Source organism: Roseospira visakhapatnamensis, assembly GCF_014197915.1.
GTDB classification, from domain to species: Bacteria; Pseudomonadota; Alphaproteobacteria; order Rhodospirillales; family Rhodospirillaceae; genus Rhodospira; species Rhodospira visakhapatnamensis.
The window spans coordinates 76175-97885 of sequence record NZ_JACIGK010000013.1 but is presented as its reverse complement, the minus strand read 5'-3'; the positions used below and the strand labels follow the sequence as shown (position 1 = coordinate 97885).

Annotated in this window: 16 protein-coding genes; 6 read left to right on the top strand and 10 right to left on the bottom strand. The window is 69.7% G+C overall.

Features of this window, described 5'->3' with window-relative positions:
• The first annotated feature begins 37 nt into the window (after window positions 1-37).
• The 4 genes from rplT (at window position 38) to GGD89_RS10180 (ending at window position 4586) form a co-directional block, all read left to right on the top strand.
• Entirely contained in the window at window positions 38-394 is a 357-nt protein-coding gene (gene rplT, locus GGD89_RS10195) for a 50S ribosomal protein L20 (RefSeq protein WP_184044827.1), read from the top strand.
• 248 nt (window positions 395-642) lie between these two features.
• Window positions 643-1719, top strand: a complete 1077-nt coding sequence (gene pheS / locus GGD89_RS10190) for a phenylalanine--tRNA ligase subunit alpha (RefSeq protein WP_184044824.1) — start codon at window positions 643-645, stop codon at window positions 1717-1719.
• Window positions 1716-4124, top strand: coding sequence for a phenylalanine--tRNA ligase subunit beta (gene pheT / locus GGD89_RS10185; RefSeq protein ID WP_184044821.1), 2409 nt, complete (start codon window positions 1716-1718; stop codon window positions 4122-4124). Before pheS ends, pheT begins: the two co-directional genes overlap by 4 nt.
• A 51-nt stretch (window positions 4125-4175) precedes the next feature.
• On the top strand, window positions 4176-4586 hold the full coding sequence (locus tag GGD89_RS10180) for a carboxymuconolactone decarboxylase family protein (RefSeq protein ID WP_184044818.1): 411 nt from the start codon (window positions 4176-4178) through the stop codon (window positions 4584-4586).
• Here GGD89_RS10180 and GGD89_RS10175 read toward each other — a convergent pair.
• Both GGD89_RS10175 and pncA read right to left on the bottom strand, forming a co-directional pair.
• Window positions 4562-5095: a GNAT family N-acetyltransferase gene (locus GGD89_RS10175; protein WP_184044815.1), complete on the bottom strand. Its 534-nt coding sequence runs from the start codon at window positions 5093-5095 to the stop codon at window positions 4562-4564. The two genes, GGD89_RS10180 and GGD89_RS10175, sit on opposite strands and share 25 nt — an antisense overlap.
• A 2-nt stretch (window positions 5096-5097) precedes the next feature.
• Entirely contained in the window at window positions 5098-5730 is a 633-nt protein-coding gene (gene pncA / locus GGD89_RS10170; protein WP_184044812.1) for a bifunctional nicotinamidase/pyrazinamidase, read from the bottom strand.
• A 1132-nt stretch (window positions 5731-6862) separates the two neighbouring features.
• On the opposite strand from pncA, the gene GGD89_RS10165 reads away from it, so the two are divergent.
• Window positions 6863-11470 carry a 2-oxoacid:acceptor oxidoreductase family protein gene (locus GGD89_RS10165; protein ID WP_184044809.1) on the top strand — a complete coding sequence of 1536 codons (4608 nt, stop codon included), beginning with the start codon at window positions 6863-6865 and terminating at the stop codon, window positions 11468-11470.
• A 145-nt stretch (window positions 11471-11615) separates the two neighbouring features.
• On the opposite strand, the gene GGD89_RS10160 is transcribed toward GGD89_RS10165, so the two are convergent.
• The 8 genes from GGD89_RS10160 to GGD89_RS10125 all read right to left on the bottom strand — a co-directional run bounded on the left by GGD89_RS10160 (window position 11616) and on the right by GGD89_RS10125 (window position 20285).
• Window positions 11616-12308: a phosphoadenylyl-sulfate reductase gene (locus GGD89_RS10160; RefSeq protein ID WP_221238406.1), complete on the bottom strand. Its 693-nt coding sequence runs from the start codon at window positions 12306-12308 to the stop codon at window positions 11616-11618.
• A gap of 71 nt (window positions 12309-12379) precedes the next feature.
• Window positions 12380-12910, bottom strand: coding sequence for a DUF934 domain-containing protein (locus tag GGD89_RS10155; protein WP_184044804.1), 531 nt, complete (start codon window positions 12908-12910; stop codon window positions 12380-12382).
• Window positions 12897-14549 carry a nitrite/sulfite reductase gene (locus GGD89_RS10150; protein WP_184044800.1) on the bottom strand — a complete coding sequence of 551 codons (1653 nt, stop codon included), beginning with the start codon at window positions 14547-14549 and terminating at the stop codon, window positions 12897-12899. The genes GGD89_RS10155 and GGD89_RS10150 overlap by 14 nt, the downstream gene beginning before the upstream one ends.
• A gap of 20 nt (window positions 14550-14569) precedes the next feature.
• Complete coding sequence (locus GGD89_RS10145; protein ID WP_184044797.1) at window positions 14570-14905, bottom strand: DUF2849 domain-containing protein; 336 nt, start codon at window positions 14903-14905, stop codon at window positions 14570-14572.
• 4 nt (window positions 14906-14909) lie between these two features.
• The gene (gene cysG / locus GGD89_RS10140) at window positions 14910-16331 is read right to left on the bottom strand and encodes a siroheme synthase CysG (RefSeq protein WP_184044794.1); all 1422 of its coding nucleotides are present in this window, start codon (window positions 16329-16331) and stop codon (window positions 14910-14912) included.
• Window positions 16332-16520: 189 nt separating this feature from the next.
• Window positions 16521-17228: an SDR family NAD(P)-dependent oxidoreductase gene (locus tag GGD89_RS10135; protein ID WP_184044791.1), complete on the bottom strand. Its 708-nt coding sequence runs from the start codon at window positions 17226-17228 to the stop codon at window positions 16521-16523.
• Between the two features lie 206 nt (window positions 17229-17434).
• Window positions 17435-18652, bottom strand: coding sequence for a 5-aminolevulinate synthase (gene hemA, locus GGD89_RS10130; RefSeq protein ID WP_184044789.1), 1218 nt, complete (start codon window positions 18650-18652; stop codon window positions 17435-17437).
• Between the two features lie 241 nt (window positions 18653-18893).
• Window positions 18894-20285, bottom strand: a complete 1392-nt coding sequence (locus tag GGD89_RS10125; protein WP_221238405.1) for an aspartate aminotransferase family protein — start codon at window positions 20283-20285, stop codon at window positions 18894-18896.
• A 326-nt stretch (window positions 20286-20611) separates the two neighbouring features.
• Here GGD89_RS10125 and GGD89_RS10120 point away from each other — a divergent pair, with 326 nt between their 5' ends.
• Window positions 20612-21652 carry a Fe(3+) ABC transporter substrate-binding protein gene (locus tag GGD89_RS10120; protein ID WP_184044786.1) on the top strand — a complete coding sequence of 347 codons (1041 nt, stop codon included), beginning with the start codon at window positions 20612-20614 and terminating at the stop codon, window positions 21650-21652.
• Window positions 21653-21711 lie beyond the last annotated feature (59 nt).

Here is a 21711-nt window from a genome sequence, read left to right as displayed (position 1 = left end):
CGTTCCGGTTTGTTCGTTTCGTCAGGAGTAGAGCGCCATGTCCCGCGTCAAGGGCGGCACCACCAGCCATGCCCGCCACAAGAAGATCCTGAAGCTGGCCAAGGGCTACCGCGGCCGCCATTCCACCAACTACCGCATCGCCATCGAGAAGGTCGAAAAGGGCCTTCAGTACGCCTATCGCGACCGCCGCCAGAAGAAGCGTGACTTCCGCAGCCTGTGGATCCAGCGCATCAATGCCGGCGCGCGCCAGCATGGCATGACCTACAGCCGCTTGATCGACGGTCTCAAGAAGGCCGGCATCGATCTCGACCGCAAGGTTCTGGCCGACCTGGCGGTGCACGAGCCGGACGCGTTTGGCAAGCTGTGTGAGCAGGCCCAGGCGGCGCGCGACTGACGCAGTCCCCCCTTCGGAGCAGCCCGGCCCTGTCGTGACGGGGCCAGGGTCGCCCGCCGTTTCGCGAGGGCCGCCCCGGTGACGAGGCGGCCTTCATGCGTCCGATGCATCTCTCTCATGCGAAGGGCGCGGCACGGCTCGGCGCCGCGCCTTGTTCTCGGCGAGGGCCGAGTGCTATCCGACGCCCGGGTCCGGGTCTCGCGCGACCCGTATCCCCCGCACCCCTATCGCCGTTGACGGGAGTATCCATGGAAGACCTGGAGACATTGCGCGCCGAGGTGGTCGCCGCCATCGCCGCCGCGCCCGACCTGGCCGCCCTGGAGGAGACCCGTGTCGCGGCCCTTGGCAAGAAGGGGCGCGTCACCGCCCTGATGAAGTCCCTGGGCGGCATGGATCCGGAAACCCGCAAGGCGGCCGGACAGCAGATGAACCGGGTCAAGGACGCCATCGTCCAGACCATCGAGGGCCGCCGCGCCGCCCTGGAGGCGGCCGAGCTGGAGGCCCGCCTGGGCCGCGAGCGCGTCGATGTCACACTGCCCGCGCGGCCGGCGCGGAGCGGGGCCGTCCATCCCATCAGCCAGACCTGGGACGAGGTCGTGGCCATCTTCGGACAGATGGGCTTCGCGGTGGCCGAGGGACCGGACATCGAGGATGACTTCCACAACTTCACCGCCCTGAACTTTCCGCCCGGCCATCCGGCGCGGGAGATGCACGACACCTTCTTCCTGCCGGAGCGGGCGGATGGCACGCGTCACGTGCTCCGCACCCACACTTCTCCGGTGCAGGTGCGCACCATGCTCAACCAGGCGCCGCCGATCCGTATCCTGGCGCCGGGGCGCACCTACCGCAGCGATTCCGACATGACGCACACGCCCATGTTCCATCAGTTCGAGGGTCTGGTGCTCGACCAGACCACGCACATGGGGCACCTGAAGGGCTGCCTGCAAGAGTTCGTGCAGGCGTACTTCGAGGTCGATGACGTCCCCATGCGCTTCCGGCCGTCGTTCTTTCCGTTCACGGAGCCCTCCGCGGAGGTGGACATTCGCTGTTCCCGCAAGGGTGGCGAACTGCGCATCGGCGTCGGCGACGACTGGCTGGAGATCCTGGGGTGCGGGATGGTGCATCCCAATGTGTTGCGCGCCTGTGGGCTGGACCCGGAGGAGGTGCAGGGCTTCGCCTTCGGCGTCGGCCTGGAACGCATCGCCATGCTGAAGTACGGCATTCCCGACCTGCGGACCTTCTTCGACTCCGATCTTCGGTGGTTGCGCCATTACGGGTTCGCGGCGCTCGACGTGCCGACGTTGCATGGAGGGCTGGCCCGATGAAGTTCACCCTGTCCTGGCTCAAGGAGCATCTGGAAACCGACGCGCCGCTGGAGGCCATCGCCGACCGCCTCACCATGCTGGGCCTGGAGGTGGAGGAGGTCACCGACCTGCGCACCGTGCTCGCGCCGTTCACGGTGGCCGAGGTGGTGACCGCCGAGAAGCATCCCGACGCCGACCGGCTGAAGGTGTGCACCGTGCGCACCGGCGATGGCGGCCGGGACCTGCGCATCGTCTGCGGGGCGCCCAACGCCCGCGCCGGCCTCAAGGGGGTGCTGGCGCGCCCGGGCATGACCATCCCCGAGAGCGGCCAGGTGCTGAAGACCGGCCGCATCCGGGGCGTGGACAGCGAGGGCATGCTGTGTTCGTCCCGGGAACTGGGCCTGGGAGACGATCACAGCGGCATCATCGAACTGCCCGCCGACGCGCCCCTGGGCATGAGTGTCGCCGACGTGCTGCCGCTGGACCCGGTCATCGACATCGCCATCACCCCCAACCGGGCCGACTGCCTGGGGGTGCGCGGTGTGGCCCGGGATCTCGCGGCCTCCGGCCTGGGCACCCTGAAACCGCTGACCGTCGAGCCCGTGCCCGGAACCTTCGACAGCCCGGTGCGGATCAGCCATGGCTTTGACAAGGCCGATCGCGAGGCCTGTCCGCTGTTCGTGGGGCGCTTCATCCGGGGCGTGACGAACGGCGAGAGCCCGCAGTGGGTCAAGGACCGGCTGACGGCCGTCGGCCTGCGGCCCATCTCGGCGCTGGTGGATGTGACCAACCTCATCTCCTTGCAGTTCGGCCGGCCGCTGCATGTGTTCGACGCCGACAGGCTGACCGGCGACATGCATCCCCGCTTCGCGCGGTCCGGCGAGACCATGGTGGCGCTGGACGAGAAGACGTACTCGCTGACGTCCGCCGACGTGGTCATCGCCGACGACGCCGGTCCCCAGGCCCTTGGTGGTGTCATGGGCGGCCTGCACAGCGGTTGCACCGGGGAGACCGTCAATGTCTTCCTGGAGAGCGCCCTGTTCGACGCTCGCCGCGTCGCCGCCACCGGCCGCCGCTTGGGGCTGGAGAGCGATGCCCGCTACCGGTTCGAGCGTGGCGTGGACCCGGAAAGCGCCATCATGGGCGCCGAGATGGGCACGCGCTTGATCCTGGACTGGTGTGGCGGTGAGGCGTCGCATCTGGTGATCGAGGGCGCCGTGCCGGCCTGGCGCACCGAGGTGTCGCTGAATCCCATGCGGGTGCGGCGGCTGTGCGGGCTGTCGGTGACCGGGGCCGAGTGCCGGCGGATCCTCGAGGACCTCGGCTGCGAGGTCCTGGCCGAGAACGAGGATGGCGCGCTGACCGTGATCGTGCCCTCTTGGCGGATGGACATCACCGGCGAGCACGACTTGGTGGAGGAGGTGGCCCGCGTCTACGGGTTCGACCGCATTTCCACCGTGTCGCTGCCCCGTGATCCCATGCCCAAGCCGGTGCTGACCGGGGCGCAGGTCCGGCGCGTGGCCACCCGGCGGACGCTGGCCGCGCGCGGCCTGGACGAATGCGTGACCTGGTCGTTCTTGCCCAGGGGCCACGCGGCGGCGTTCGGGGGCGGCCAGCCGGCGCTGGACCTGGCCAATCCCATCAGCAGCGAGTTGGACGCCATGCGGCCGTCGATGCTGCCCAATCTGGCGACGGCGGCGCAGCGCAACGCCGATCGCGGTATCCCCAACGCTGCGCTGTTCGAGGTGGGGCCGCAGTTCCACGGCGGTGAGCCGGGCGAGCAGGCCATGGTCGCCGCCGGCCTGCGCGCCGGGGTCAGCGGCCCGCGTCACTGGGACGTGGCGCCGCGCGCCGTGGACGCCTTCGACGCCAAGGCCGACGCCCTGGCCGCGCTGGAGGCGGCGGGCGCGCCGGTGGCCAGCCTGCAATGCGTGGCGGAGGCGCCGGCCTGGTACCATCCGGGACGGTCCGGCGCGTTGAAGCTGGGACCGACGGTGCTGGCCTGGTTCGGCGACCTGCATCCCGGCGTGCTCAAGACGCTGGACGTGAAGGGGCCGATGACCGCGTTCGAGGTGTTCCTGGAGGCCGTGCCCGAGCCCAAGGCCCGGCCCACCAAGGCCCGGCCGCTGCTGAAGGCCAGCGCCTTCCAGCCGGTGGAGCGCGATTTCGCCTTCCTGATGGACGAGGACGTTGCCGCCCAGGCCCTGGTGCGCGCCGCCAGGGGCGCCGACAAGACCCTGATCGCCGACGTGTCGGTGTTCGACGTCTACCAGGGCGAACGGCTGGAGCCCGGGCGCAAGTCCGTCGCTCTGTGCGTCACCTTGCAGCCCCGCGACCGCACCCTGACCGACGACGAGATCGAGGCCGCGGGCAAGAAGGTCGTGGCCGCCGTCGCCAAGGCCACCGGCGCGGAACTACGCGGATAGGGGGCGGTCCCACCGCCCGACCGCCGTCCTTCGATCATGGGAGATCCCCTCATGGCCACTGTCCGTCCGCCCGAAGACCCCGAGCGCGATCCGCGCGTCAAGGCGGTCTTCGATGACATCCGCGCCACTCGAGGCACGGACTTCATCAACAACGTCTGGCGCTATCTGGCCTTCGACCCGGCGCTGCTGGAGCAGGTGTGGGCGGACATCAAGGCGGTGATGGCCACGCCCTCGGCGCTGGACCCGAAGACCAAGGAGATGGTCTATGTGGCCGTCTCCATCGCCAACGGCTGCGACTACTGCACCCACTCGCACACGGCGGCGGCCCGGGCCAAGGGCATGACCGAGGCCGAACACGCCGACCTGCTGCGGGTTGTGGGGACCGCCTCGCGCCTGAACGCCCTGTTGAACGGCCTGCACATTCCGGTGGACGCGGTCTACGAGGCCGATCGGCCAGACTGAGGGTCGGTCGGGCTCAGCGCTTTGCGCATCGGCCGGGCCGGCACACCGAAACACCCGACCGCCGGCCCGGTCTGAACGTAGCCATGGGCCTGGTAGAAGCCGTGGCCTGTCTCGGTGCTCTCCAGGGTCACCGCGTCATGGCCGGCGGCGATCGCGGCCCGTTCCAGGATCTGGAGCAACAGGCCGCCGACACCCTGGCCGACGAACGCTGGATGAACATAGACGGCACGGATGATGCCCTCCGGACCCAGCAGGCCCACGCCGGCGATCGCGCCGGATGGGCCGTGCCGCGCCGCCCGCCACGTCAGCGTGGGATCGGTAAAGGCAGCCGACAGATGCTCTGGAGTCTTGTTTTCGGTCCAGGCTCGCAGGATGTCCGGGCGCCCCTGGTGATCCCGCACACACAGGCGTTCGATCGACGCACACCACAGCACCGACACCTCGGGAGCATCGGTCGCGCACGGCGCGATGATCTCGAACGGGCCGTCGTGCCTGGGCGTCTCGGTCATGATCACCCGACCAGAGCGTCGGCGGTGGCGATGGCGACACCCGCGCCGCGCATCTCGGCCATGGCCGCGTCCCGCGAGCCGTCCAGGTCGATGGCCCGGCAGGCGTCCTCCACCAGGGTCACGGCCAGGCCGACCGCGCGCCCGTCCAGGGCGGAGTAGCGGACGCAGAAGTCGGTCGCCAGGCCGCCCAGGACGACGTGGCGGATGCCGCGATCCGCCAGGTATCCGGCGAGGCCGGTGGCGGTCGCGCGGTCGTTTTCGAAAAAGGCCGAGTAGGAATCGATGTCCGGGCGGAAGCCCTTGCGCACGATCATCTGCGCCCGGGTCACGTCCAGGTCGGGGTGGAAGGCCGCGCCGGGCGTGCCCTGGACGCAGTGGTCCGGCCATAGCACCTGCGGGCCGTAGGGCATCGCGGTCATGGAGAACGGCGCCGCGCCCGGGTGGCCCGACGCGAACGAGGCGTGGCCCGCCGGGTGCCAGTCCTGCGTCAGGACCACCGTGCCGAACAGGGCGGACAGGCGGTTGAGGATGGGCACCACCGCGTCCCCGTCGGCGACGGCGAGGGCGCCACCGGGGCAGAAGTCGGTCTGGACGTCGATGATGACCAGGGCGGTGTCGTCGGCAAGGGCGGGCATCGCGGGACTCCTGGATCGGGGCGGGTGCGGATGCGGAGTGTGCCCGCGCCGGGGCTCGGGTGTCAAAGCTCGGTAGGACGGGGCGGCGCGCGTGAGGGGGGATCGACGCCGGCCTCATGCGCGGCTTCCTCCGGACATGATCCGGCGGCCCCGATCCCGCCCCCTGTCGGTTCGGCCGGCGTGTTCGAAACGGAACCATCCGATACGAGACGCGACGGTCTTTGTCGGATGGCCGACGTGGTCCCGGCACCGCCCCTTTCGTTTCGCGGGTGGTGATGGGTGTCGTGCCCGACCCTCGCGACCAAAGGCGGCTGGCATGGAACGTGCCAGGGGTGAAGGGAGGCGACGATCGCGCCGATCGGATCCGCGGCACCGGGCGCCCCCGACGGAAGACGCACAGCCGAGAAATCGCCGAAGAGCTCACGTCTCCCGAGAGTCAAGTCGCCCTGGAGTCAAATCGCCCTGGAGTCGAATCGCCCTGGAGTCGAATCGCATTGCATCCCGGACCCGACGAGCGTACGCAAAAAAGGGATGGAATCGGGTACACTGACGCTTCGTATGGGCGAAGTATGGCAGGATCGGCCGGTCCAACCCGACGCCAGGGCAGAGGGCGGACTGGACGCTGGGCACCGACGGGACGTGATGGCGTCCGGACGACCGTTGTCGGCGCGCGAGAGGCGGACCCTGATCGAGTCGCCGACTCGAACCACAAACAACAAGACCCGAAGTGACCCGGCCAAGAGTCACCATGGCGATGCCAACCCGTTGCGCCGGGGCGATCCGTGGCTCACGCGGGTCGGCCCGATACCGGAATGGTGCGGCGCACCTATAGGATGGCGAGGTCGATCAATGGCGCCGCAATAACGAAGAAATCCTTCCTGATCGGCCGAAATTCGACACTATTATTATCAGGGGCATTCGGCTACACGTAACATCATGATTTCGCATCGCAGCATCCCCGCCGACCGCGCCACCTGTGGATGACGCGTCCGGGTGTGATGATGTCCCCTGCGGGCATCCGGGGCGGGGCGCTGGATCGCGACCAACCATCAGCCGATCGGGCACCACACATGCCGGGGCCGGGACCGGACCGCCGAGTCGCCGCCCCCTGAACCAAATGGGATAGACAAGGATGAGCACGACATTTCCAGGGATCCCCACCGTCATCAACGGCAACGGGGCCGTCGCCCATGTCATGTCCCATGTCTGTGGTGGCGTCATCGGCTATCCCATCACGCCCTCGACCGAGATTTCCGAGATCTACGAGGAATTTCGGGCGAAGGGTGGCTGTAACGTCTGGGGCCATCACCCGTTCTTCTTCGAGCCCGAGGGCGAGCACTCGGCGCAGAGCGGAGCGCTCGGCGCGTCCCTGACCGGCGGCAAGTACATCTCCAATGCCTCGTCCAGCCAGGGCATCCTGTACGGCCTGGAATCCCACTATGTGACCGTGGGCAAGAAGGTCGGCGGGTTCGTGCTGCAGGTGGCGGCGCGGGTGGTGTCCCGCCACTCGCTGAACGTCATGGCCGGCCATGACGACGTCTATGCCCTGCTGCCGTCGGGCTACACCATTCTGTTCGGTTCCACGCCGCAGGAGGCCGCCGACCTCGCCGCCATCGCCTACAAGGTCGCCGCCGACTCGCTGATTCCGGTGGCCAACGCCATGGATGGATTCGCCACCAGCCACATGATGAGCGAGGCGGTGCTCCCCGAACCGGACCTGTTGAAGGCCTTCCTGGGCGATCCCGCCGGCCGCATGCCGGCGCCCACCGTGGCACAGGAGATCCTGTTCGGCGCCAAGGGTCGCGTGCATCAGATGACCGCCTGGCTGGAGCGGCACCGCGAGGCCATGTCGGCCGAGGGACTGGCGGCGCTGGAGGCGTTCCTGGCCGACAACGCCGAGGCCGTCGAGACCGATGCCCAGGGCGCCCTGCTGTCCCGGACCCTGGATCACCTGCCCGAGGATCTGCGCGGCCGCTGGCGGCGCCAGTGGCTGAACGCCTGGGAGAAGGGCACCCGCCAGCGCGTCCCCGCCCTGGTGGACGTCAACAACCCCGGCCTGACCGGCCCGGTGCAGAACCAGCCGGATTTCCAGGCCGGCGCGGCCGACCACTTCACCCACTTCGCCGCCGATGTGCCGCGTCTGGCGCGTGCCGCCATGGCCGCCTATGGCGAGATGACCGGCCGCCACTACGGCCCCATCATGTGCTACCGCGCCGATGACGCCGAGACCGTGCTGATCGGCCTGGGCTCCGTCACCCAGGACGTCGAGGCCGTGGTCGATCACCTGCGCAAGCAGGGCCGCAAGGTCGGCTCCATCTCCGTCAAGCTGTTGCAGCCGTTCCCGGAGGCCGAGATCGCCGCCGCCCTGGCCGGCAAGCGCGGCGTCATGGTGCTGGAGCGGTCCGACGTCACCGCCCTGACCGGCCTCGTCACCCGGGCGCTGGCCAAGGCGCGCGAGAACGCCCATGGCGCCCAGCACGCCGACATCCCGGCGGTGGCCGAGCCGCCGCGCCTGACCACCGCCATCTTCGGCCTCGGCGGCCATGACCTGCAGCCGCGCCACCTGGTGGCCGCCTTCGATGCCATGGACGCCCCCGAGCGCGCGCCCCTGGTCTACCTGGGCTCCCAGTTCTTCTACAAGAACCCGCCGCAGCGTCTGGCGCAGGCCCAGGCGCGCCTCAAGGCCGCCTATCCGCAGACCGAGATGATGGCCCTGGACACCGGCGAGAACCCGCACCTGTTGCCGGACGACGCCTTCCGCATCCGTTTCCACTCGGTGGGGGGCTACGGCACGGTGGCCACCGGCAAGCTGCTGACCGACATCCTGGCCGGCGTGCTGGACCTGTATTCCAAGGCGGCGCCCAAGTACGGCTCGGAAAAGAGCGGCGCGCCCACCAACTACTACATCACCCTCAGCCCCGAGCCGGTGAAGATCACCAACGCCGAGATCGAGGACGTGGAGATCGTCCTGTCGCCGGACCACAAGGTCTTCGCCCACACCAACCCGCTGCGGGGCCTGGTGAAGGGGGGCACGTTCATCCTTCAGTCCAACCTGTCGCCGCTTGAGGTTTGGCGCGGCCTGTCGGACGTCGCCCGCCGCGACATCCGCGCCAAGGGCATTCACTTCCACGTCGTGGACGCCTTCGCCGTGGCGCGCCGTCACGCGCCCTCGGCCGAACTGGAAACCCGCATGATGGGCATCGCCTTCATCGGCGCCCTGTGCGGCCATGAGGCGCGGGTCAGCCATGGGGCCGACGAGGCCACCTTGCTGGAGCGGGTCCGCGAACAGATCGTCAAGAAGTTCGGCAGCAAGGGCGCGGCGGTCGTCGAGGGCAACATGGCGGTGATCCGCGACGGCATGACCGCGACCGTCGAGGTGCCCTACGACGAGCCGGCCTTCCTGGACGCCGAGCAGGCCAACGAGGCGGCGGACGCCCGCACCGTGGCGCTGTCGGCGCTGCCGTGCGGGCTGGGTGGGGGCTGCTCGCCGAGCGCCCTGTTCGACCCCGCGTACTTCGAGGACATGGCCGGGCGTCCGTTCCGCGAGGGCACCATCGGTGAGTCGCCGGTGATGCCCGGCGCCGGCCTGTTCGTGCCGCCGGGCAGCGGCGCCATGAAGGACAAGGGCCTGTTCCGCCGCCAGGTGCCGGTGTTCGACGCCGACAAGTGCACCGGCTGCCTGGAGTGCACCCTGGTCTGCCCCGACGCCGCCATGCCGGCCACCGTGCATGATATCGAGGACCTGATGGCCCGGGGCCTGCGCGCGCTGGATCCCGCCGCGCCCGAAACCATCGCCTTGAGCGAGCATATGGACGCCCTGTGCGCCGGCATCCGCGACGTCTTCAAGGCGGCCGGCAACAAGCCCAAGGCGCTGGATGTGGCGTTCGTGGAAGCCGCCGCCGCCGTCATCCCGGCCGACGCCGGGCTGGCCGATGCCGTGGCCCGGGTCACGGACGCCCTGGCCGCCTATCCGGTGTCCAAGACGGCCGTGTTCTACTCGCAGATCGAGCGCAGCAAGCCCGGCGCCGGCGGTCTGTTCTCGGTCGCCCTGGATCCCTGGAAGTGCAGCGGCTGCCTGGAATGCGTGACCGTCTGTGCCCCGGGCGCCCTGGAGCAGCGCGAACAGGACGAACCGCTGGTGGAGATGCTGCGCGACCGGTTCGAGACCTGGGCCGAGCTGCCCAACACCGCGTCGCGCTTCACCGGGACCCTGACCGGTGCGCAGGCCAAGCGCCTGATCCTGGACCGGGACACCTACTACTCCACCACCGGCGGCCATGGCGCCTGTCGCGGCTGCGGCGAGGCCACCGCCATCCGTCTGGTGATGGCCGCCAGCCACGCCCTGCACCAGAAGGAGCGCACGGCGCAGATCGCCGAGATCGAGGGCCTGCTCGATGGCCTGACGGCCAAGCTGGAGACGGTGCCGGCCGACGACGCGGCACGGCGCGCCCGCATCGAGTCCGCCCTGGGTACCCTGGAGACCACCCTCTACCGCCTGGAGTGCGGCCCCACGGGCAACGGTCCGGCCAGCAACCTGGTCGCCAACGCCACCGGCTGTTCCAGCGTGTACTCCTCGACCTTCCCCTTCACCCAGTACCGCGATCCCTGGGTCAACAGCCTGTTCCAGGACACGCCGGCGGTGGCCAAGGGCCTGTTCGAGGGCGTCAGCGCCGACGTCACCGTGGAATACAAGGCCATGCGCATCGCCGAACTGGAACTGGCCGATGCCTACGATCCGGCGGAGCATGACACGCTGTTCCGTCACTTCGGGTGGGACGGGTTCTCGGTCACCGAGCGGCAGCGCATGCCCGCCGTCTTCAGCGTCGGCGGCGACGGCGCCACCTACGACATCGGCTTCGGTGCCCTGTCCCGAGTGCTGGCCACGCGCACGCCCATCAAGATGGTGGTGCTCAACACCGGGTCCTACTCCAACACCGGCGGCCAGGCGTCCACGGCCAGTCTGACGGCGCAGGACTCCGACCTGTCCCGGGTGGGCGCGGCCCACGCCGGCAAGGAGGACGGGCGCAAGGAACTGGCGCTGTTGGCGGTCTTCCACCCCCGGGTGATGGTGGTGCAGACCGCCATCGGTCTCCAGGCACACTTCCTGAAGAGCATCCTGGCGGCGCTCACCCACACCTCGTCCCCGGCGATCATGGATATCTACACGCCGTGCCAGGGCGAACAGGGCATCGGCGACGCCGTCGCCAGCGAGCATGCCCGCCTGGCGGTGCGCGCGCGTGTGTGCCCGGTGTTCGTGCACGATCCCGAGGCCGGCGACTCGCTGGCCGAGCGTCTGTCGCTGGCCGGCAACCCGGATGTGGATCGGGACTGGTCCACCCATATCCTGACCTACACCGACGCCGACGGTCAGCCCCAGACCCTGAAGGTGCCGGTGACGCCCGCCGACTTCGCCCGCCAGGAGGGCCGCTTCCGCAAGCAGGTTTCGGCCCGGCCGCTGGCCGACGCCGTGGACGGCGTGCCGGTGCACGAGTACATCGACCTGACCGAGGACGAGCGCGTGGGCAAGACGCCGTTCACCTGGGACGTCCAGGCGGACACCCTGGTGCGCCTGCCGGTGTCGGCGCCGATCGTGCAACTGGTCGAGGAGCGCCGTCGGCACTGGCGTTTGCTCCAGGCGCTGGCCGGTCAGGACCTCGCGCGGCTGGAAGCGAGCCACCGCAAGGAGATCGAGGCCTTCAAGGCTCAGGCCACCAAGGACGGCCTTCTGGAGACGGTGTAAACGCCGATGCGCCCGACCCCGCCGGAACCGGTGGGGTCGGGTGGCCAGGATGTCGGGCGGGTGGCTGGTGACGCCATCCGCCCGTTCTTTTTGGTGTCGTCACGTCATGGACGGTCGGGGTTGGTGGCGATCGCGGACCGGCCTCCTACCCCAGGGATTGCCCCGCTGCCTCCCGCCGCAGGTTGTGGGGGGCGCGGTGAATGCCGCACTCGGTCTTCTCCCGTCCCCGCCAGCGGCCGGCCCGCGCGTCCTCGCCGGGCGCGACGCGGTCGGAGCAGGGCATGCAGCCCACCGAGGCGAAGCCGTCGGCCTCCAGCGGGTGGCGCGGCAGGGCGTGCGCCTCGAAGTAGCGCTCGATCTCCGCGCGGCCCCAGCCGGCCAGGGGGTTCAGCTTGACGCGGCCGTCCACGACCTCCACCGACGAGAGCCCTTGCCGCAGGCCCCCATGATGGCGCTTGCGGCCGTTGATCCAGGCCGCGAAGCCGGTCAGGCCGCGCTCCAGCGGCACCACCTTGCGGTGGTGGCAGCAGGCGTCCGGGCCGCGCGCCCACAGGGCGCCATCGGCGTCGGCCTCGGCCAGATCGTCGGGATCGGGGCGCAGGGCGCGCACGTCGCGCAAGCCCAGATGGTCCACGAGCTGGTCGCGGTAGCGCAGGGTCTCGCCGAACAGCTTGCCGGTGTCCAGGAACAGGATCGGCGTCGCCGGGTTCACCTGGGCCACCATGTGCAGCATCACAGCCGATTCCGTGCCGAACGAGGAGACCACGGCGATCTCGCCGGGGAACCAGCGACGGAGCGCGTGCTCCAGCAACGCCGGGGCCGAAAGGCTTTCGGCCATGCGGAGCGCCTCCCGCGCGGGTCCGGGCGCGGGCTCGGGTCGAAGGTGGGGCACATGGATTGGTGTGGGGCTCATGCGGCGTCCTCCCGGCGGGCGGGGCTGATGTGCCGGCGCAAGGCCGGAATGGGGGTGCGGCCGTCGCCGGTGGGCTGATAGACCGCGTCGATCTCGCCGACGGCGGCGCGCCACAGGGCTTCGGCGTCCGGGTGGTCGATCTCGACGGCGTCGACGCCACAGCGGGCCAGGAACGCCAGCTGGTCGCGCAGCACCTCGCCCACGGCCCGCAGGCGGCCCCGGTAGCCGTGCGTCTCGCGCAACTGGCGGGCCTGGGAATAGGCGCGGCCGTCCTTGAACGCCGGCAGCGTCAGGGTGATCAGGTCCAGGCGGTTGACGTCGCCGTCCAGGAGCGCGATCAGGTCCGAGACCTCGGCATCATTGGGCAGGGCGACGCCCAGGGGCGCGCCGCGCGCGGTCAGGGCCGCGTTTTCGGCCCGCAGGCGCTCCAGGGGCACCAGCACGGGTCCGGTGTCCGGAACGGGTTGGCCGTCGGTCCCGGCGATCCAGGGATCGGCCACCGACCGGCCGTCCTCAAGCAGCGGCATGGAAGGTCTCCTTGAACGGGGCTGTTCCCACGCGGGCCACGGTGTCGATGAAGCGCTCGCCGGGGTGGCGGATGGCAAGGTAGGTCTCGACGAAGCCGGCGATCAGGTCGACGGCGCGCTCGGCGCTCACCGCCGGGCCGACCACGGTGCCCAGGGTGGCGTCGGTGTCGGCGCGGCCGCCCAGGGTGACCTGGTACAGCTCCTCGCCGCGCCGATCGACGCCCAGGATGCCGATGTGCCCGACGTGGTGATGGGCGCAGGCGTTGATGCAGCCGGAGATGTTGACGTGCAGTTCGCCCACCTCCTGCGCCCGGTCCATGTCGGCGAAGCGCCGGGTCAGCGCCTGGGCCAGGGGGATCGAACGGGCGTTGGCCAGCGCGCAGTAGTCCAGGCCCGGGCAGGCGATAATGTCGCTGATCAGGCCGATGTTGGGGGTACCCAGCCCGGCGGCGTCCAGCGCCGCCCACAGCGCCGGCAGGTCGGCCAGGCGCACGTGGGGCAGCACCAGATTCTGTTCCCGGGTGACGCGGATCTCGCCCAGGCTGAAGCGGTCCGCCAGGTCGGCCAACAGGTCCATCTGGCTGGCGGTGGCATCGCCCGGGGGCTGGTCCGTGGCCTTCAGCGAGACATTGACGATGCCGTATCCGGGCACCTTGTGAGGGGCCACGTTGGCGCGGATCCAGCGGGCCAGGGCCGGATCCGGGGCCGCCTCGATGGCGTCGGCGACGCTGCCCGCGCCGGCCTCATGGGCCGGTGGCGCGAAGTGGGCGGCGATGGCCGCCACGACGTCGTCGGGCAGGGCGAGGGCGCCCTCGCGCACGGTGGCCCACTCGGCCTCCACCTGCTGGCGGAAGACGTCGATGCCCAGGGCGTCCACCAGGATCTTGATGCGCGCCTTGTAGATGTTGTCGCGCCGGCCGTGCAGGTTGTAGACGCGCAGGATCGCTTCCAGGTAGCTCAGCAGGTCCTGACGCGGCACGAAGGCGCGGATGGTCTTGCCGATCACCGGCGTGCGGCCCAGGCCGCCGCCCACCAGCACCTCGTAGCCGATCGCCCCGTCCTCGGCCCGGTGCAGCCGCAGGCCGATGTCATGCACCTTGATCGCCGCGCGGTCGCTGGCCGCGCCGGTCACGGCGATCTTGAACTTGCGGGGGAGGAAGCTGAACTCCGGGTGCAGCGTCGACCACTGGCGCAGGATCTCGGCGGTGATGCGCGGATCCTCCACCTCGTCGGCGGCCACCCCGGCCCAGGGGTCGGCGGTGACGTTGCGGATGCAGTTGCCGCTGGTCTGGATGGCGTGCATCCCCACCGTGGCCAGGTCGGCCAGGATGTCGGGCGCGTCGGCCAGCCGGATCCAGTTGTACTGGATGTTCTGGCGGGTCGTGAAATGGCCGTAGCCCCGGTCGTAGCGGCGGGCGATGTGCGCCAGCACGCGCATCTGCGGCGCCGACAGCGTGCCGTAGGGGATGGCCACCCGAAGCATGTAGGCGTGCAGTTGCAGGTACAGGCCGTTCATCAGCCGCAGCGGCTTGAACTGGTCCTCGGTCAGCTCCCCGGCCAGGCGGCGGTCCACCTGGTCGCGGAACTGGGCGACGCGCTGATCGACCAGGGCCTGGTCATGGGTGTCGTACTGGTACATGCGGGGCTCCCGGCGGGGGCTCAGAACAGGGGGGCGGCGGTGGGGACCGGGCGGTCCACCGGCAGGGCGATGGTCGGGCCGGCGGCGCGGATGGCCTCGCGCTGGCTGATCGCGCGCGGCCCGGCGGCCGGATCGGGCTGGACCGGGATCACCTGAAGGTCCACCACCTCGCAGCCGGTGACGTCGCCGCGACAGACCGCCAGCAGCCGGTCGACGGCGGCCTGCTCGCGGACCACCAGGGCGCGGTGCAGACGCGGCGACCAGATGCCGCCCGCGGTGCGGTAGACGACCACGCCGTCCACCAGACGGTTGGCGGTGACGACGCGCGGGGTATCGGCGGCAAGCTTGCGGGCCATGGGGTCAGATCCTCGCGATGGAACGGGTGGGAGGGGCGTGGGAGACGTCGGGCGTGCGCGCGCGCCAGGCCGGGGCCAGCCGGACGACGTCGCCGATCACGATCAGGGACGGTCCGGCGCCGGTGCGCGCCGCCAGGGCGGGCAGGGCGATCAACCGGCCGACATGGACCCGCTGGTCCGGGCGGGTGCCGTTCTCGATCACGGCGACGGGGGTGTCGGCGGTAAGGCCGGCGTCGATCAGGCGCCGTGTCAGGCCGGGGGCCTGGGACCGGCCCATGTAGACCGCTAGGGTCCGGTCGCCGCCGGCCAGGGCGGCCGGATCCACGTCGTCGTCGCCGTCCTGGACATGCCCGGTCATCAGGGTCACGGCCGAGGCATGGTTCCGGTGCGTCAAGGGGATGCCGGCCGAGGCGGCGCAGCCGAGGGCGGCGGTGATGCCCGGCGTCAGGTGGACGTCGATCCCGGCGCGCGCCAGCACCGCCATTTCCTCGCCGCCGCGCCCGAACACCAGGGGGTCGCCGCCTTTCAGGCGCACCACCCGCTGGCCGGCCGAGGCGGCCTCGATCATCAGGCCGTGGATCGCCGCCTGACCCACGCCGGGGGCACCGCGCCGCTTGCCCACCGGGATGCGGGTGGCGTCGCGGCGAGCCAGGTCGAGAACGCGCGGGTCCACCAGACTGTCGTACAGCACGACATCGGCGGCCTGGAGAAGGCGCTGGGCCTTCAGGGTCAGCAACTCGGGGTCGCCCGGCCCGGCGCCGACGATATGCACCACGCCCGGTCCGGCGATGGCCTCGGTCTCGGCCGGGCGGTTGATCAGCGCGATCATGCGCTCGGCCGCGCCGGCCTCGTCGCCGGCCAGCACGCGCTCGCCGATGTCGCCCTGGAACACCCGGTCCCACAGCAGGCGGCGCGAGCGGCCGGCGGGCACCGTGGCCTTGACGGCATCGCGGAAGCGCCGGGCGAACAGGGTCAGCGCGCCCAGGCGCTCTGGCAGCGCGGCCTCGATGCGCGAGCGCACCAGCCGCGCCAGCGCCGGCGCGGCGCCGCCGCTGGCGATGCCCACCTCCAGGGGACCCCGGCGGACCAGGGCGGGCACGGAGAAGTCGGACAGGGCGGGGCGGTCCACGGCGTTGACCCAGACCCGGGCGGCGCGCGCCCAGTCGACCAGGCGGCGGGCCTCGGCGTCGTCCTCCACCGCGACGATGACCACGGCGCGGCCCACCATGTCGCAGGGCGCGGCGGCGCGTCGCGTCAGGCGCAGCGCCCCGGCGTCGGCCATGGCGATCAGGTCGGCGGCCGGGGACTCGGCGACGACGGTCACGTGGGCGCCGGCCTCGGTCAGCAGGCGCGCCTTGGCGGCGGCGGCGGCGCCGTCCCCCAGAACCAGGGCGGGGCGGTTGGTGAAGTCCAGGGACACGAGCATGGGGCGTCTTCCGGGGTCGGCATGAACACGTCCCGACCATTCCACACTCAAAATGTGGAGTCAACGATATTTTAACACAGTGAAAATGGTGTTTAATGTAAAAATACAAAAGTTAAATGTTTTATTTGGCGGACCCACGCCCGGTCCGCCTGCACCGAACCCGTGTTCCCCCGCCACCGGCCGACCGCGTCATCCGCGCCCGGTCACCGGCAGCGCCACCCCGGTCACGGCGCGGGCGGCGTCGGACACGAGGAAGGCGATGACGGCGGCGATGGCGTCCGGCGCCACCCAGGTTGACCGGTCGGCGTTCGGCATGGCCTGCCGGTTCCGCGCGGTGTCGATGATGCTGGGCAGGACGGCGTTGACGCGGATACCCTCGGCCTTGACCTCCTCCGACAGGCTTTCCGTCAGCCGCAAGAGGGCCGCCTTGGACGCGCCGTAGGCCGCCAGGCCGGCCCGCCCGGACAACGCCGCGCCCGCCGACACGGTCACGATCGCGCCGCCGCCCTGATCGCGCATCGTCGGCAGAACGGCGCGACAGGCGATCACGGCCGTGCGCAGGTTCAGGGACATCATGGCGTCCCAGGTGGACAGGTCGTCCTCCTGCACCGTGTCGCCGCCGTGAAAGCCGCCCACGGTGTGCACCAGGGCGTCGATCCGGTCGAAGCGGTCCATCACGGCGGTGACCATGTCGCGGGCGGCGCCCTCCGACGTCAGGTCCACGCCCTCCAGAAGCAGGCGGGTCGCGCCGGCATCGCGGGTCTGGCGCAGGCGATCCGGGGCGCGATCCACCAGCGCGGTGGTGGCGCCGGCGGCCTCGCATGCCTCGGCGACCGCCGCGCCCAGGGTGCCGGCGGCACCGGTGATGACCATCACGGTGTTGGACAGGTCCGTCATGGGGCCGACTCCTTGTTCACCTGGAACCCGATTCACCGGGCTCAGGTGGGGGCGCGGCCCGCGCGTGGCCAGGGGGGGCGGCGATGATCGTCCCGGTTCCGGCCGGTGACCGGTGTCAGGCACCGTGACCACAACGAAACAGGACCCGCCACATGCCGTGACGGGTCCTGTTTCGTGCGAGTCTCGATCTCGATCGTGCGAGTCGCTCAGGCGGCCTGCCGCGTGGTGATGCCCAGCGTGCTCCACACGTCCAGCAACGACGCGACCAGATGATCCATCAGGTCATCATCATGCAGGGGCGTCGGCGTGATGCGCAGCCGTTCGGCGCCCTTGGGAACCGTGGGATAGTTGATCGGCTGCACATAGATGTGGTGCCGCGTGAGCAGCAGGTCGGACGCCTGCTTGCACAGCGACGCATCGCCCACCAGCACCGGCACGATGTGGCTGACCGAGTCCATCACCGGCAGGCCGAGGTCGCGCAGGCGGCGCTTCAAGGTGGCGGCGCGTTCCTGGTGGCGGATGCGCAGCTCGTTGTGCGCGCGCAAGTGGCGGATGCTGGCCAGGGCGCCGGCGGCCACGCCCGGCGGCAGCGAGGTGGTAAAGATGAAGCCGGCGCCGAAGCTGCGCACGAAGTCCACCAGGTCGGCCGAGCCGGCGATGTAGCCGCCGATGCAGCCCAGGGCCTTGCCCATGGTGGCCTGGATGATGTCGATGCGGTCCACCACGCCGTCCCGCTCGGCGACGCCGGAGCCCTGCTCGCCGTACATGCCGACGGCATGGACCTCATCGAGGAAGGTCAGGGCGTTGTGCTTCTCGGCGACGTCGCAGATCTCGGCGATGGGGGCGATGTCGCCGTCCATGGAGTAGACGGACTCGAAGGCCACCAGCTTGGGCGTGTCGCGATCGTACTGGGACAGCAGTTCGTCCAGATGCTCCGGGTCGTTGTGCCGGAAGATCTGCTTGGGGGCGCGGGAATGGCGCACGCCCTCGATCATGCTGTTGTGGTTCAGGGCGTCGGAGAAGATCACCAGGTCCGGAATCTGCTGGCCCAGGGTCATCAGCGTGGTCAGGTTGGCCACATAGCCGCTGGTGAACAGCAGGGCGGCGTCCTTGTTGTGCCAGGAGGACAGCTCCTGTTCCAGCAGCACATGGAAGTGGGTGGTGCCGGAGATGTTGCGGGTGCCGCCGGCGCCGGCGCCGCTGCGACGCACCGTCTCGGAGATCGCATCCGTGACCACCGGATGCATGCCCATGCCCATGTAGTCGTTGGAACACCAGATGGTGACCTCATGGGTGTCCCCATCCCGATGGTTGATGGCCTTCGGGAACTTGCCGACCTGACGTTCCAGGTCGCAGAACACGCGGTACCGCCCCTCATCGCGTAGTCCACGCAAACGATCCGCGAAAAAAGTTCTGTAGTCCATGGGTCACGTCCTCTCGATCAGACGATGCCCCGATCCACGCTTCGACCCAATCCCCCGCTTCAGAGACTAACCCGGTCCTCATGACGATGGCAACGACAGGGGGGGAGCACGATGGTCAAAGCGGTCGGCGGACACCTCCGGGTTCAGGTTTGAGGTCAAAGGGTTGGGGGGCAATGCGGGCGGATCCCCGGGATCGTCTTCAACCCTTGATGGCGCGGCCGGACGACCGCCGGAAAAACCGCTACAGCAGCCCCTCGGCGCGGCACCACGCGAGGGTGTCGTCCAGGGCGGACGCCACTCTGTCCACCATGGTGTCGATCTCCGCCATGGAAATAATCAATGGCGGCGAGAAGGCCATGGTTTCGCCGATAACACGGGTGATGACCCCGTGCTTGTGCAGGAACCGTCCCAGGGCGAGACCCGCGCCCTGGGAAGGGTCGAACGGCTGGCGGTTGGCCTTGTCGCGGGCGATTTCCACACCGGCGATGAGGCCCACGCCCCGCACCTCGCCGACCAGGGGATGGTCGGCCAGGGTGCGCAGGCGTGCCTGCAGATGGGGGCCGACCGTCGCGGCATGGGTGAACAGGTCGCGCTCGGCATAGATCGCCAGGGCTTCCAGCGCCACGGCGCAGGAGACCGGGTGCCCCCCGTAGGTGTACCCATGGCCCAGCATGCCGATGCGGCCCGCGTTGTCACGGACGGCGGCATAGATTTTCTCGTTGAGCAGCAACGCCGAGATGGGCATGTAGCCCGACGACATCTGCTTGGCGACGGTGATCATGTCGGGCTCCAGCCCGAAGGTCTGGCAGCCCCAGGGGTTGCCGGTGCGGCCGAAACCGCAGATCACCTCGTCGGCCACGAACAGAATGTCGTGGCGGCGCAACACGGCCTGGATCTTCTCGAAGTAGGTGGGCGGAGGCACGATCACCCCGCCCGCGCCCATCACCGGTTCGGCGAAGAACGCGGCGATGGTGTCCGGCCCCTCGGCCTGGATCATCGCTTCCAGGTCGTCGGCGCACCGGGTGGCGAAGTCCTCTTCGGTCTCGTCCGGGGCCGCGAACCGGTAGTGATGCGGGCAGGTGGTGTGCAGCACGCCCGGGATCGGCAGGTCGAAGTCACGATGATTGAACGGCAGGCCGGTGAGGCTGGCGGTGGCCAGGGTCACGCCGTGATACGCCTTGACGCGGCTGATGACCTTTTTCTTCTCGGGCCGGCCGAGCGCGTTGTTGTAGAATCGAATCAGTTTGAGGGCGGTGTCGTTGGCCTCGGATCCGGAACTGCAGAAGAACACCTTGGACATGGGGACCGGCGCCATGTCCAGCAACCGCTCCGCCAGGGTGATCCCCGGCACGTGGGCCTTGTGCCCGAACGGATGATAGAACGGCAGCGCCTTCATCTGGTCGTAGGCGGCGCGCGCCAGGCGGTCTTCGGCGCTGAAGCCGAGCGCCGTGCACCAGAGGCCGGCCAGTCCCTCAATGTAGCGCTTGCCGTCCTCGTCCTCGACCCAGACGCCGTCACCGCGCGTGATGATCTGCGGACCCTGCGCCTCGTGTGCCACCGGATTGGTGTAGGGGTGCAGTTGCGAGCGGACATCTCGCGCCGCGGTGGAGTTCGGGCGCACGGCCAAGGTCATTGCGCGATCCTTTATCCCGGACCTGGAGGGGCGAGTCGGGGGGAACAGGGAGGAGAGTCCCCGGCGCTGTCCCCGGTATCTGACACCGTATTCAGACCCCGATGGCCCCGGAAATCAAGCCAGGATGACACTCGAATCAAGCAAGATTGACACATTGTAACGCGGGACCACCATATGAGCGAAAAATAACCATATATTTATCGGAAGTATTGAAATAGCATTGAGACGCATTCGCAAATATGCCAGGGTCGGCCATGGGAGTTGACCGTCCCACGACCCATGTCCCTGGTCTTTCCATGTCCATCCACCCGTTCGGAGATCCCCCCATGTGCGTCCGCTTCCCTCGACTCGGCCGCCTGGCCCTCGGTCTGGCCCTGCTTGTCGGGACCCTTGGTCTCGGCGTTGGTCCCTCGCGCGCCGGCGAGGAGGTCAATGTGTACTCCACTCGCCAGGCGTTCCTCATTCAGCCTCTGTTCGATGCATTCACAGAGCGTACCGGCATTCCGGTCAACGTGGTGTTCGCCAAGGAGGGCCTGATCGAGCGGTTGCGGGCCGAGGGCGACAACAGCCCCGCCGACCTGGTGTTCACCGCCGATATCGGCCATCTGACCGACCTTGTCGACCTGGACGTGGTCCAGCCGGTGTCGAACGAGACGCTGGAGTCGGCCATTCCGGCCAGCTTCCGCCATCCGGACGGCAAGTGGTTCGGGCTGACGCTGCGCGGGCGGGTCATCTACGCGTCCAACGAGCGGGTACCGCCAGGCGCGGTCACCACCTACGACGACCTGGCCGATCCGCGCTGGAAGGGCCGGGTGTGCACCCGGCGGGGGGACCATGCCTATCAGGTCGCGCTGCTGGCGGCGATGATCGCCGAGAAAGGCGAGGCCGCCGCGCGCGCCTGGCTTGAGGGCGTGAAGGCCAATCTGGCCCGCAAGCCGCAGGGCAACGACCGGGCCCAGGTGAAGGCCATCAAGGAAGGGCAATGCGACCTGGCGCTGGGCAACACCTACTACATGGGCAAGATGCTTGAGGACCCGGAGCAGCGCGCATGGGCCGAGGCGGTCACCATCGTGTTTCCGGACCAGGACGGGGCGGGCACGCACATGAACCTGTCCGGGGTGGCGATGACCCGGAGCGCGCCGAACCGCGCGATGGCGATTCGCCTTCTGGAGTTCCTGGTGTCCGACGAAGCCCAGCAGATGTACGCCGAGATCAACCACGAGTACCCGATCAAGGCGCGTGTGCCCTGGTCCGACCTGTTGCGGTCATGGGGGACGTTCCGCATGGACACCGTGGACATGGACGCCGTGGCTCGCCACCGCGCCCGGGCGCTGATGATGGTCAACGAGGTGGGATACAACAACTGATCCCATGGACCGTGGGGCGCCATCATGTGGTCCGACGCCGGCGGGCGCGGCCGTGAAGG

What these genes read in the sequence shown, in the direction of transcription:
- rplT (WP_184044827.1), top strand. Translation starts at nt 38, where the DNA reads ATGTCCCGCGTCAAGGGCGGCACCACCAGCCATGCCCGCCACAAGAAG.
- pheS (WP_184044824.1), top strand. Translation starts at nt 643, where the DNA reads ATGGAAGACCTGGAGACATTGCGCGCCGAGGTGGTCGCCGCCATCGCC.
- pheT (WP_184044821.1), top strand. Translation starts at nt 1,716, where the DNA reads ATGAAGTTCACCCTGTCCTGGCTCAAGGAGCATCTGGAAACCGACGCG.
- GGD89_RS10180 (WP_184044818.1), top strand. Translation starts at nt 4,176, where the DNA reads ATGGCCACTGTCCGTCCGCCCGAAGACCCCGAGCGCGATCCGCGCGTC.
- GGD89_RS10175 (WP_184044815.1), bottom strand. Translation starts at nt 5,095, where the DNA reads ATGACCGAGACGCCCAGGCACGACGGCCCGTTCGAGATCATCGCGCCG.
- pncA (WP_184044812.1), bottom strand. Translation starts at nt 5,730, where the DNA reads ATGCCCGCCCTTGCCGACGACACCGCCCTGGTCATCATCGACGTCCAG.
- GGD89_RS10165 (WP_184044809.1), top strand. Translation starts at nt 6,863, where the DNA reads ATGAGCACGACATTTCCAGGGATCCCCACCGTCATCAACGGCAACGGG.
- GGD89_RS10160 (WP_221238406.1), bottom strand. Translation starts at nt 12,308, where the DNA reads ATGGCCGAAAGCCTTTCGGCCCCGGCGTTGCTGGAGCACGCGCTCCGT.
- GGD89_RS10155 (WP_184044804.1), bottom strand. Translation starts at nt 12,910, where the DNA reads ATGCCGCTGCTTGAGGACGGCCGGTCGGTGGCCGATCCCTGGATCGCC.
- GGD89_RS10150 (WP_184044800.1), bottom strand. Translation starts at nt 14,549, where the DNA reads ATGTACCAGTACGACACCCATGACCAGGCCCTGGTCGATCAGCGCGTC.
- GGD89_RS10145 (WP_184044797.1), bottom strand. Translation starts at nt 14,905, where the DNA reads ATGGCCCGCAAGCTTGCCGCCGATACCCCGCGCGTCGTCACCGCCAAC.
- cysG (WP_184044794.1), bottom strand. Translation starts at nt 16,331, where the DNA reads ATGCTCGTGTCCCTGGACTTCACCAACCGCCCCGCCCTGGTTCTGGGG.
- GGD89_RS10135 (WP_184044791.1), bottom strand. Translation starts at nt 17,228, where the DNA reads ATGACGGACCTGTCCAACACCGTGATGGTCATCACCGGTGCCGCCGGC.
- hemA (WP_184044789.1), bottom strand. Translation starts at nt 18,652, where the DNA reads ATGGACTACAGAACTTTTTTCGCGGATCGTTTGCGTGGACTACGCGAT.
- GGD89_RS10125 (WP_221238405.1), bottom strand. Translation starts at nt 20,285, where the DNA reads ATGACCTTGGCCGTGCGCCCGAACTCCACCGCGGCGCGAGATGTCCGC.
- GGD89_RS10120 (WP_184044786.1), top strand. Translation starts at nt 20,612, where the DNA reads ATGTGCGTCCGCTTCCCTCGACTCGGCCGCCTGGCCCTCGGTCTGGCC.